The sequence below is a fragment of the Serratia sp. X10 genome (genome assembly GCF_017811775.1).
GTDB classification, from domain to species: Bacteria; Pseudomonadota; Gammaproteobacteria; order Enterobacterales; family Enterobacteriaceae; genus Serratia; species Serratia ureilytica.
On sequence record NZ_JAEIOH010000001.1, the window covers coordinates 63,511 to 75,572 of the forward strand.

A 12,062-nucleotide genomic window follows, 5' to 3' on the forward strand; every position below is an offset into this window, starting at 1 on the left:
AGGAGAGATTGCTAAACCCAGAAACAAAAAAAGCGGCTCGAGAGCCGCTTTTTGCCGATGATGAAAACGTCTTAGCAGACTTCCGCGCCGGCGATGCCGTCCAGATAACGCTCTGCGTCCAGCGCCGCCATGCAGCCGGTGCCGGCGGAGGTGATCGCCTGACGGTAGATGTGATCCATCACGTCGCCCGCGGCGAAGACGCCGGGGATAGTGGTTTGGGTCGCATTGCCGTGAATGCCGGACTGCACCTTGATGTAGCCGTTTTCCAGCTCCAGCTGACCGCCGAAGATGCCGGTGTTCGGGCTGTGGCCGATGGCGATGAACACGCCGGCCAGTTCCAGCTCACGGGTTTCGTTCTCCGCTTTGGTGCTGCGGATGCGCACGCCGGTCACGCCCATTTCATCGCCCAGTACTTCATCCAGGGTATGGTCGGTGTGCAGCACGATGTTGCCGCTTTTCACTTTTTCCATCAGCCGGTCGATCAGGATTTTCTCCGAGCGGAAGCTGTCGCGGCGGTGGATCAGGTGAACCTCGGCGGCGATGTTTGACAGGTACAGCGCTTCTTCAACGGCGGTATTGCCGCCGCCGACCACCGCGACTTTCTGGTTGCGGTAGAAGAAACCGTCGCAGGTTGCGCAGGCGGAAACGCCTTTGCCCTTGAACGCGTCTTCGGAAGGCAGGCCCAGATAGCGGGCGGAGGCGCCGGTTGCGATGATCAGCGCGTCGCAGCTGTATTCACCGCTGTCGCCGAACAGGCGGAACGGACGCTGCTGTAGATCGACGCTGTTGATGTGGTCGAAGACGATTTCAGTCTGGAACTTCTCCGCGTGCTCGCGCATGCGCTCCATCAACGCCGGGCCGGTCAGGCCTTCGGCGTCGCCGGGCCAGTTTTCCACTTCGGTGGTGGTGGTCAGCTGGCCGCCTTGTTCCAGGCCAGTGATCAGCACCGGGTTCAGGTTGGCGCGCGCCGCGTAGACGGCGGCGGTGTAACCGGCCGGGCCGGAACCCAGAATCAGTAATTTGCTATGTTTAGCCGTGCCCATGAATAACCTCTTTATTCCACAATGGCGGACAATGAAGCCGATTGTAGGGAAAATGGCGCAGTAAAAAAAGCGCCGGGCGACGTTGTTAACGATTTGTATGATAGTTGTCGCCTATTAATGCATCCGTTGTCGGTAAATGGTTCGTCGAACGCAGAAATTTAACTTATCAAAACCGCATGCGGCCAGCGAATCGCCAACCGTGCAAAAACGGCGCACTCTGCGGCTTCCGCCGTTCCCTGCCGGGGCTTATCGGCCAGCGATTCATAATCAAAAATGGGATGCAGACTTTTCATGACGGTACGTTGTTCTGATTTTGCTTCTTTTACTTTGACAATCCGCTGCGCATTTGCGAAAACATCATAGGAAGAAGAAATTATCCCCGTAACACCAGAAAATCGTACGTATTTGCGCCGCAAGGTGACGATACGCAGCGGGAGTGCGGAGCAGGACGCGCAAGCGTTTGCTGATTTTTTCTCGACCGAAACATCGTTGCCGGCGCTGCGCGGAGTTGGACAGACAGGCTGCGCGGCGTGGAATGATGGTAGTGAAGAAGCACATGACAGGCATCGGGTCTTCGCTTGGAACGAACCCTTACACATTGACGTTGGCTAGGGTGTGGCAAGTGCACGGAAGAAAATAAGAGAGACAATAATAATGGCAGACAACAAGAAACGCCCGGGTAAAGATCTTGACCGTATCGACCGCAACATCCTGAATGAGCTGCAGAAGGATGGGCGTATTTCGAACGTCGAGCTTTCGAAGCGCGTGGGGTTATCCCCGACACCATGTTTGGAGCGCGTGCGCCGTCTCGAGCGCCAGGGTTTCATTCATGGCTATACCGCATTGCTGAACCCGCATTATCTGGATGCGTCGCTGCTGGTTTTCGTGGAGATCACGTTGAACCGCGGCGCGCCGGATGTGTTTGAGCAATTCAACTCGGCAGTGCAGAAGCTTGAAGAGATTCAGGAGTGTCATCTGGTTTCCGGCGATTTCGACTACCTGTTGAAAACCCGCGTACCGGACATGTCGGCTTACCGCAAATTGCTGGGCGAAACCTTGCTGCGTTTGCCGGGGGTTAACGACACCCGTACCTACGTAGTGATGGAAGAAGTGAAACAGAGTAACCGTCTGGTTATCAAAACACGGTAAGGTGCAGGTGCAAAACCTGATTAAATTGGTTACACTCCTGTTTATTCATACAGTTTCGGCGCCGGGGCAGTTTCTCGGCGCTGTTGCTATGTCAGCTAACAGGAACCTGGAGAGCCTTTCTTGAGCCAGGAATATACAGAAGATAAAGAAGTTACCCTGAAAAGACTCAGCAGTGGCCGGCGTTTGCTGGAAGCTGTGCTTATCGTGGTAGCGATTTTTGCCGTTTACCTCATGGCTGCGTTGGTCAGTTTCAACCCGTCTGACCCAAGCTGGTCGCAGACCGCGTGGCATGAGCCGATTCACAATCTGGGCGGCGGTGTCGGGGCCTGGTTGGCCGATACGCTGTTTTTCACCTTCGGTGTGCTCGCTTACGCGATACCGCCGATCATGCTGGTCCTGTGCTGGGCGGCTTATCGCCAACGCAGCAACAGAGACTACATCGACTATTTCGCGCTTTCCCTGCGCCTGATCGGCACCCTGGCGTTAGTGCTCACCTCCTGCGGGTTGGCGGCGCTGAACGTTGACGATCTCTATTACTTCGCCTCCGGCGGCGTGATCGGCAGCCTGCTGAGCAACGCCATGTTGCCGTGGTTCAACGGCATCGGCGCTACGCTGGCGCTGCTGTGCGTATGGGCGGCGGGGTTGACGCTGTTTACCGGCTGGTCCTGGCTGGTGATCGCCGAGAAGATCGGCGGGGCGGTGTTGGGCGTTGCGACGGTGATGACCAATCGCTCACGCCGCGAAGAACGCTATTTCGAAGATGACGAGCGTTACGTTGACGACGAACCTGAGCAGGCAGGGAAGGGCGCCGCAGCAGCAGCTGCCGCGACTGCCGCCGGAGCCACAGCCGCCGATGACGACGTGCTGTTCTCCGCGCCTTCGGTCACCGAAAGCGCCAAAGCGGCGGCGGAAGACGCCGCCGATCCGTTGCTCAGCGGCCTGCGCGCCGACGATGGCGAGCTTGAAGCAGAAGCTGCACCCAGCGCGCCGGTGGCTTCGCCTGCACCGACGGTGAAGGCAGAGATCCACGAGCCCGTTGCTGCGCCGATCGCCGCTCAGGCGCCGTCGGTAACGGTGGCGCCGGCCGCACCGGCCTCGGTCAATCAGCACCCGATAAGTGCGCCGGCGCAAGACGCTACGCCGCCGCTGTACTCCTTCGAGATCCCGGAAGAAACGCCTGCGCCTAAGGCGACGCGTCCTGTCGATCCTTATCAGGATGACGATGAGCCGCGCCTCGGCAACTGGCAAGAGCCGGCCGCGCCGCAGCCGCCGGCGCGTTCTCCCTTTGATTTTACCGCCGCACAGCGTGACAGCGTTGACATCGGCAGTTCGAACGGTTTCAGCGCCACCGGCGCCAAACCGCAGCCGGATACGGCGGCAGCCGCTGCTGCGGGCGTTGCGGCGGCGACCTTTATGCCGGCCTTCACGGCGACCAGCGACGGCAATCCGCAGGTTAAGCAGGGCATCGGCCCTGAACTGCCGCGGCCGAACCCGGTGCGCATCCCGACCCGTCGCGAGCTGGCTTCCTACGGCATCAAGCTGCCTTCGCAGCGTGCGGCCGAACAGGAACAGCGGCAGACAGAGGCGGAGCCTCAACAGCTGACGGCGGCGAACCCGCAGGAAGAAGAGGCGCTGCAAGAAGCCGCGCTGCGCCAGGCGTTCGCCGAGCAGCAAAGCCAGCGCTACGGCGAAAGCTACGCGCCGGAGCAGGATGATGAACAGGCTCAGCAGGAGGCCGAGCTGAGCAAAGCGTTCGCCGAGCAACAGAGCCAGCGTTACGGCGAACACCAGCAGGACGACGAAGCGGCGCGGCAAGAGGCTGCGCTGCGTCAGGCATTCGCCGAGCAGCAGCAGGCGCGTTATGGCCAGCAAGAGCCTGCTCCGCAGGCGCCGGCCGCCAGCCCGGTCGATACCCGCAATGCTTTCAGCTTCTCGCCGATGGCGGATCTGGTGGACGATGGCCCGAGCGAGCCGATGTTCACGCTGTCGCCGCAGCTTGAAGAGCGCATTGAACTGGAAAGCGAGCAAGAGGACGACGTGCCGTTCGGTCAGTTTGAGCCTGCGGCGCCGGCTGCTCAACCTCAGCAATCGCACCCTCAGCCGCAGCAATACCAACAGCCGCAGCAGCAACCGTATCAGCAGCCGTCGCAACCGCAATATCAGCAGCCGCAGCAACAGCCGCAGGTGCAGCAGCCTCAGCAGCCTCAGCAACCTCAGGCCGAGCAGCATCCGGCGATGGACAGTTTGATTCACCCGTTCCTGATGCGCAACGATCAGCCGCTGCAGAAACCGACCACGCCGCTGCCGACGCTGGATCTGCTGACAGAAGCGCCGAAAGAGGTGGAGCCGGTCGATTCCTTCGCGCTGGAACAGAAAGCGCGCCTGGTGGAGGCCAGCCTGGCCGATTATCGCGTGAAAGCCGACGTGGTGGACATCCTGCCGGGGCCGGTCATCACCCGCTTCGAGCTGGATCTGGCGCCGGGCGTTAAAGCGGCGCGCATTTCCAACCTGTCGCGCGATCTGGCGCGCTCGCTGTCGACTTCGGCAGTGCGCGTGGTGGAAGTGATCCCCGGTAAGCCTTATGTCGGTCTGGAGCTGCCGAACGCCAAGCGGCAAACGGTATATCTGCGCGAGGTGCTGGATTGCCCGGCTTTCCGTGACAATCCGTCGCCACTGTCCATCGTATTGGGTAAAGACATCTCCGGCGAACCGGTAGTGGCCGATCTGGGCAAAATGCCGCACTTGCTGGTCGCCGGTACCACCGGTTCCGGTAAGTCGGTCGGGGTCAACGCCATGATCCTGAGCATCTTGTATAAGGCCACGCCGAAAGAAGTGCGCTTTATCATGATCGACCCGAAAATGCTGGAGCTGTCGGTTTACGAAGGCATTCCACACCTGTTGACCGACGTGGTCACCGACATGAAAGACGCCGCCAACGCGCTGCGCTGGTGCGTGGGTGAAATGGAACGCCGCTACAAGCTGATGTCAGCTCTGGGCGTGCGTAACCTGGCCGGCTACAACGAGCGCGTCGATCAGGCCGAAGCGATGGGGCGTCCGATCCCGGATCCATTCTGGAAGCCGACCGACAGCATGGACATCACGCCGCCGGTGCTGGAGAAAGAGCCGTACATCGTGGTGATGGTCGACGAATTCGCCGATCTGATCATGACGGTGGGCAAGAAGGTCGAAGAGTTGATCGCTCGCCTGGCGCAGAAAGCGCGTGCGGCGGGTATCCACCTGGTGCTGGCGACCCAGCGTCCGTCGGTGGATGTGATCACCGGCCTTATCAAGGCCAACATCCCGACGCGTATCGCCTTTACCGTGTCGAGCAAGATCGACTCTCGCACCATCCTCGATCAGGGGGGCGCCGAGTCCTTGCTGGGCATGGGTGATATGCTTTATCTGGCGCCGAACTCCTCGATCCCGGTGCGCGTACATGGCGCATTCGTGCGCGATCAGGAAGTGCATGCGGTGGTCAAGGATTGGAAAGCGCGCGAGCGGCCCCAATATAAAGAGGGCATTCTCAGCGGCGGTGAAGACGGCGAGGGCGGTGCCGGCGGCGGTATGGACGGTGACGAAGAGCTGGATCCGCTGTTTGATCAGGCGGTGGATTTCGTGGTGGATAAACGCCGCGCCTCCATCTCCGGCGTACAGCGCCAGTTCCGCATCGGCTATAACCGCGCCGCGCGCATCATCGAACAGATGGAAGCGCAGGGCATCGTCAGCGAGCAGGGGCACAACGGCAACCGCGAGGTGCTGGCGCCGCCGCGGCACGATTGATGGTCGTTTAACCATTGCAACTCAATAAGAAAGGGCCGCTTAAGCGGCCCTTGTGCAAAGAAGCGTAAACCCGTTTCTTCTCGGAACATTGGCCTACCGGCCGTTCGCCGGCTTCGGGTAAAGTAACGGGGTAAAGGGTTGATTTGACCCGCACGGCGCCGCCTTGCGGTTAACGCATTTCATAAGGTATCTGGAATAATGAAAAAACTGTTAGTTGCCTGCTGTCTGCTTTCGGGATTCGCTTCTACCTCCGTGCTGGCCGACGCCGCACAGGATCTGCAAAGTCGCCTGGCGAAGGTGAACAGTTTCCACGCCAGCTTCTCGCAAACCGTGACCAGCGCCGACGGCGCCGCGGTGCAACAGGGTGAAGGCGAGCTGTGGGTGAAGCGGCCGAACCTGTTCAACTGGCACATGACGTCACCCGATGAGAGCGTGCTGGTCTCCGATGGCCAAACCCTGTGGTTCTATAACCCGTTCGTTGAGCAGGTGACGGCGACCTGGCTGAAGAACGCCACCGGCAATACGCCGTTTATGCTGATCACCCGCAACAATGCCAGCGACTGGAAGCAGTACAACGTGAAGCAAAAGGGCGATGATTTCGAGCTGACGCCGAAATCCGCCAGCGGCAACCTGAAGCAGTTCGCCATCAGCGTGACCAACAGCGGCACCATCCGCAGCTTCGCCGCGGTGGAGCAGGACGGCCAGCGCAGCGCTTATACGCTGAAAAGCCAGCAGAACGTCACCGCCGATCCGGCCAAATTCAAATTTACCCCGCCTAAGGGGGTGACGCTGGACGACCAGCGCCAGTGAGGTGCAAGTGAGTAATAATCTGTCGCTCGATTTTTCCCAGAACGAGTTCCAGCCGTTGGCCGCGCGTATGCGGCCGACCACGCTGGCGCAGTATATCGGCCAGCAGCACCTGCTGGCCGCCGGCAAGCCGCTGCCGCGTGCCATCGAGGCCGGGCAGCTGCACTCGATGATTTTATGGGGGCCGCCGGGCACCGGGAAGACGACGCTGGCAGAGCTGATCGGCCGTTATGGTCAGGCGGATGTCGAACGAATTTCCGCCGTGACCTCCGGGATCAAGGAGATCCGCGAGGCGATCGAACGGGCGCGGCAAAACCGCGACGCCGGCCGCCGCACTATTCTGTTCGTCGATGAAGTGCACCGCTTCAACAAAAGTCAGCAGGACGCCTTCCTGCCGCACATTGAAGACGGCACCATCACCTTTATCGGCGCCACTACCGAAAACCCGTCGTTCGAACTGAATTCGGCGCTGCTGTCGCGTGCCCGCGTCTATTTGTTGAAGGCGCTGACCGCCGAAGACATCGGCCAGGTGCTGGATCAGGCGATGAACGACAAGGCGCGCGGTTTTGGCGGCCAGAACGTCGAGCTGCCGGCGGAAACGCGCCGCCTGCTGTCGGAGCTGGTGGGCGGCGATGCGCGCCGGGCGCTGAACAGCCTGGAAATGATGGCGGACATGGCGGAGCTCGACGCCAAAGGCGTACGGGTGCTGACGCCGGAGCTGCTGAAAGAGGTGTCGGGCGAGCGCAGCGCGCGCTTCGACAACAAGGGCGACCGTTATTACGACCTGATTTCCGCGCTGCATAAATCGGTGCGCGGTTCGGCGCCGGACGCCGCGCTGTATTGGTATGCGCGCATCATTACCGCCGGCGGCGATCCGCTCTATGTGGCGCGCCGTCTGTTGGCGATCGCCTCTGAAGACGTGGGCAACGCCGATCCGCGCGGCATGCAGGTGGCGATCGCCGCCTGGGATTGTTTCACCCGCGTGGGGCCGGCGGAGGGCGAACGCGCCATTGCGCAGGCGATCGTCTATCTGGCCTGCGCGCCGAAAAGCAACGCGGTTTACACCGCGTTCAAGGCCGCCATGCGCGACGCCAGGGAGCAGGCCGATTATGACGTGCCGGAGCATTTGCGCAACGCGCCGACCAAGCTGATGAAGGAGATGGGGCTGGGGGCGGAGTACCGTTACGCCCACGACGAACCCAACGCCTACGCCGCCGGCGAGAACTACTTCCCGCCCGAAATGGCCCATACGCGCTACTACCAACCGACCTCGCGCGGGCTGGAAGGGAAAATCGGCGAAAAGTTGGCATGGCTGGCTGAGCAGGATCAAAATAGCCCGACAAAACGCTACCGCTAGCGTGGCCGTTGCGGTAAGGTTAGCGGGTATCACTCTTCTTTTATGCGGCTATAAATCAGCCGCATAGAACAACAACACTTCTTTCAATAACAACAAGCACAGGATTAGCATGCTCGATCCCAATCTGCTGCGTAATGAGCTAGACGCAGTCGCCGTCAAACTGGCTCGCCGAGGCTTTAAACTCGATCTGGATCTGCTGCGTTCGCAGGAAGAACGCCGCAAAGTTCTGCAGGTAGAAACTGAAACGCTGCAAGCGGAACGCAACTCCCGATCGAAATCCATCGGCGCGGCCAAAGCGCGTGGGGAAGACATCGAGCCGCTGCGTCGCGAAGTGAACGAGCTGGGTGACAAGCTGGATGCCGCCAAGGCGGCGCTGGATGCGCTGCAAAGCGAGATCCGCGATTACGCCCTGACGCTGCCTAACCTGCCGGACGACGCGGTGCCGGATGGTAAAGACGACAGCGAAAACCTGGAAGTCACCCGCTGGGGCGAACCGCGCCAGTACGACTTCGCGGTGCGCGATCACGTCGATCTGGGCGAAATGGCCGGCGGGCTGGATTTTGCCGCCGCAGTTAAGCTGACCGGTTCACGCTTCGTGGTGATGAAAGGGCAAATCGCCCGCATGCACCGCGCGCTGTCCCAGTTCATGCTGGATCTGCACACCGAGCAGCATGGCTATCTGGAGGCCTACGTGCCTTATCTGGTCAACCACGCCACGCTGTACGGCACCGGCCAGCTGCCGAAGTTCGGCGAAGATCTGTTCCATACCCGCCCGCTGGAAGAAGAAGCCGACAGCAGCAACTACGCGCTGATCCCAACGGCGGAAGTGCCGCTGACCAACTTGGTGCGCGACGAGATCGTGGAAGAGGAATCTCTGCCGCTGAAGATGACCGCACACACGCCATGCTTCCGTGCGGAAGCCGGTTCTTACGGCCGCGACACCCGTGGTTTGATCCGCATGCACCAGTTCGACAAGGTTGAAATGGTGCAGATCGTCCGTCCGGAAGATTCGATGGATGCCCTGGAAGAGCTGACCGGGCACGCGGAAAAAGTGCTGCAGCTGCTGAACCTGCCTTACCGCAAGGTGCTGCTGTGCACCGGAGACATCGGCTTCGGCGCGTGCAAGACTTACGATCTGGAAGTGTGGCTGCCGGCGCAGAACACCTACCGCGAGATCTCGTCCTGCTCCAACATGTGGGACTTCCAGGCGCGTCGCATGCAGGCGCGCTGCCGCAGCAAGGCCGATAAGAAACCGCGTCTGGTTCACACGCTGAACGGTTCCGGCCTGGCGGTCGGCCGTACGCTGGTGGCGGTGCTGGAAAACTACCAGCAGGCCGACGGCCGCATTCAGGTGCCTGAAGTGCTGCGTCCTTATATGGGCGGCCTGGAATACATCGGTTAAACGGCAAAGCATTTGAAAAAAGCGCCTGCGGGCGCTTTTTTTATGTCGGAAATTCAGTCTGTCGCCAGCGCGTAGGCTTGTTTAATGTAGTCCGCCAGGTGCTTGCTTTTCACTTCGGCGGGCGAGTGGAGCTTGATGTGCCGCCGATACTGGCCGTTGCCCTCGAGCAGGTGATAACGATCTTCCAGGCGGTAGCCCTGGCCGAACTCTACCGTGACGTGGCTGCGGTAGGCGAAAACGCCGCAGAAAAATTGAGTATGCGAGAACATGATGCCGCCGTATTTGACCGATTCGGTGACGCCACTGCCGCTCGCCGCGGCGACCCGGCGTACCTGTTGTACGATCTCCAGCAGCTCGCCGTGCGTGCTGCCGATGTCCGCCAGCAAGGTCTCGACCGCCGCATTATTTGCCTGACTCATCTCGCTTCTCCGTCGTTAAATCCGCTCTGCGCTGAGCATAGCGCTTTTTCAGCCGCTTAGCCGGAAACAAATCGTGCGCTGGAATGATAAGAGGCGATTGACTTTTTTATCGCCAGTGGCATGATGCGCGCACTCTCATTGCGCGTTCGGTCACAATTTCACTATGTCCGCTTACTCCCGCCCGGTGCTCTTATTGCTCTGCGGCCTCTTGCTGCTCACGGTATCCATTGCCGTTTTGAATACGTTAGTGCCGCTTTGGTTAACCCATGCTCAGCTGTCGACCTGGCAAGTGGGTATGGTCAGCTCCTCTTATTTCAGCGGCAACCTGTTGGGCACGTTGGTAGCGGGCAAACTGATCCAGCGCGTTGGCTTCACCCGCAGCTATCATCTCTCTTGTTTGCTGTTCGCCGCCGCGACCGCCGGCATGGTGCTGTCGATCGATTTCTGGAGCTGGCTGGGCTGGCGCTTCTTCGCCGGCGTCGGTTGCGCCTGGATCTGGGTGATCGTGGAGAGCGCGCTTTTGCGCAGCGGCAATTTGAGCAACCGTGGCCAGCTGCTGGCGGCCTATATGATTGTCTATTACCTCGGTACGGTGACCGGCCAGTTACTGTTGAGCATGACCTCGACCGAATTGCTGCACGTGGTGCCGTGGGTGACCGCCATCGTGATCAGCGCCATGCTGCCGATGCTGTTCGCGCGGGTCAACCGCCATGAAGACGAGCCGCAGCAGGCAGCGGTGTGGACAATGTTGAGACGCCGCAGCGCGCGCCTCGGCATCAACGGCTGCATCATCTCCGGCATCGTGCTCGGTTCGCTGTACGGCCTGATGCCGCTGTACCTCTCTCATCAGGGCATGAGCGACGCCAACGTCGGTTACTGGATGGCGCTGCTGGTCAGCTCCGGCATCGTCGGCCAATGGCCGGTCGGGCGTCTGGCCGATCGTTACGGGCGCCTGCTGGTGCTGCGCATTCAGGTGTTCGTAGTGATCCTCGCCAGCGTGGCGATGCTTGGCAACTACGCCATGGCGCCTTCGCTGTTCATCCTCGGCTGCGCCGGTTTTACCCTGTACCCGGTGGCGATGTCCTGGGCCTGCGAGAAGGCGCTGCCGCACGAACTGGTGGCGATGAACCAGGCGCTGCTGATGAGCTACACCATCGGCAGCCTGCTGGGCCCATCAATGACGGCGCTGCTGATGCAAAACTACTCCGATCGCGTGCTGTTCGTGATGATCGCCGCCGTGGCGCTGGTTTACCTGCTGATGCTGCTGAAGAAGCAGAAGCCGGATCGCCATCACACGCCGTTCGCCGCCGCCTGAGCATAAAAAAACCGGCCATGAGCCGGTTTTTTCTTTGGCGCTGCGTCAGTCAGTAGATCACTTTGTGGCCGTAGCTTTCCAGGATGCCTTTGACGCGGTCCATGGTCTCGGCCTTCGGCGGATGCACGCCGTCCAGTTTGTACTCTTCCCCCATCGCTATCCATTTGTGCTTGCCCAGCTCGTGGTAAGGCAGCAGCTCGATTTTCTCGATGTTGGTCATGTCTTTGGTGAACTCGCCCAGCAGGTGCGCCGATTTATCGTCGTCTGACCAACCCGGCACCACCACGTAACGGATCCAGGTGCGCTGGTTGCGTTTCGCCAGGTAGCGGGCGAATTCCAGCGTGCGATGGTTGGAAACGCCGACCAGATTCTGGTGGATCTCATCGTTCATCTGTTTCAGATCCAGCATCACCAGATCGGTAGTGTCCAGCAGCTCGTCGATCACCGGATCGTAGCGGCGCACGAAGCCGTTGGTATCCAGGCAGGTATTGATGCCTTCGGCGTGGCAGGCGCGGAACCAGTCGCGCACGAATTCAGCCTGCAGGATCGCTTCGCCGCCGGATGCGGTCACGCCGCCGCCGGAAGCGTTCATGAAGTGGCGGTAGGCCACCGCGTCTTTCATCAGCTCTTCGACGGTCACTTCTTTGCCGCCGTGGGTATCCCAGGTGTCGCGGTTATGGCAATAGAGGCAGCGCATCAGGCAGCCCTGGAAGAAGACGATAAAGCGGATCCCTGGCCCGTCGACGGTGCCGCAGGATTCGAAGGAGTGGATGCGACCAGTTACTGACAT

Annotated in this window: 10 protein-coding genes; 6 read left to right on the forward strand and 4 right to left on the reverse strand. The window is 60.4% G+C overall.

Annotation, left to right across the window (positions count from 1 at the left end; genetic code table 11):
* Positions 1–71: 71 nt before the first annotated feature.
* Both trxB and J9788_RS00320 read right to left on the reverse strand, forming a co-directional pair.
* Complete coding sequence (trxB, locus tag J9788_RS00315) at positions 72–1,043, reverse strand: thioredoxin-disulfide reductase (protein ID WP_019454557.1); 972 nt, start codon at positions 1,041–1,043, stop codon at positions 72–74.
* A gap of 158 nt (positions 1,044–1,201) precedes the next feature.
* A complete protein-coding gene (locus J9788_RS00320) occupies positions 1,202–1,642 on the reverse strand; it encodes a hypothetical protein (RefSeq protein ID WP_182264800.1) in 441 nt (146 codons plus the stop codon).
* A 55-nt stretch (positions 1,643–1,697) separates the two neighbouring features.
* Between J9788_RS00320 and lrp the strand changes: the two genes are divergently transcribed.
* From lrp to serS, 5 genes are all read left to right on the forward strand, one after another.
* A complete protein-coding gene (lrp, locus tag J9788_RS00325) occupies positions 1,698–2,192 on the forward strand; it encodes a leucine-responsive transcriptional regulator Lrp (protein WP_004928318.1) in 495 nt (164 codons plus the stop codon).
* A 120-nt stretch (positions 2,193–2,312) separates the two neighbouring features.
* Positions 2,313–5,972, forward strand: a complete 3,660-nt coding sequence (locus J9788_RS00330) for a DNA translocase FtsK 4TM domain-containing protein (RefSeq protein WP_182264799.1) — start codon at positions 2,313–2,315, stop codon at positions 5,970–5,972.
* Positions 5,973–6,170: 198 nt separating this feature from the next.
* Positions 6,171–6,782: an outer membrane lipoprotein chaperone LolA gene (gene lolA / locus J9788_RS00335; protein ID WP_033642555.1), complete on the forward strand. Its 612-nt coding sequence runs from the start codon at positions 6,171–6,173 to the stop codon at positions 6,780–6,782.
* A gap of 67 nt (positions 6,783–6,849) precedes the next feature.
* A complete protein-coding gene (locus tag J9788_RS00340; RefSeq protein WP_182265115.1) occupies positions 6,850–8,136 on the forward strand; it encodes a replication-associated recombination protein A in 1,287 nt (428 codons plus the stop codon).
* A gap of 109 nt (positions 8,137–8,245) precedes the next feature.
* Positions 8,246–9,538: a serine--tRNA ligase gene (gene serS / locus J9788_RS00345; RefSeq protein WP_182264798.1), complete on the forward strand. Its 1,293-nt coding sequence runs from the start codon at positions 8,246–8,248 to the stop codon at positions 9,536–9,538.
* Between the two features lie 53 nt (positions 9,539–9,591).
* Here serS and J9788_RS00350 read toward each other — a convergent pair whose 3' ends face one another.
* A complete protein-coding gene (locus tag J9788_RS00350) occupies positions 9,592–9,957 on the reverse strand; it encodes a DUF1801 domain-containing protein (RefSeq protein WP_171403356.1) in 366 nt (121 codons plus the stop codon).
* Positions 9,958–10,120: 163 nt separating this feature from the next.
* Between J9788_RS00350 and J9788_RS00355 the strand changes: the two genes are divergently transcribed.
* Entirely contained in the window at positions 10,121–11,272 is a 1,152-nt protein-coding gene (locus J9788_RS00355; protein ID WP_015377323.1) for an MFS transporter, read from the forward strand.
* Between the two features lie 49 nt (positions 11,273–11,321).
* Here the strand turns inward: J9788_RS00355 and pflA are convergent, their stop codons facing one another.
* The gene (gene pflA / locus J9788_RS00360) at positions 11,322–12,062 is read right to left on the reverse strand and encodes a pyruvate formate lyase 1-activating protein (protein WP_031299859.1); all 741 of its coding nucleotides are present in this window, start codon (positions 12,060–12,062) and stop codon (positions 11,322–11,324) included.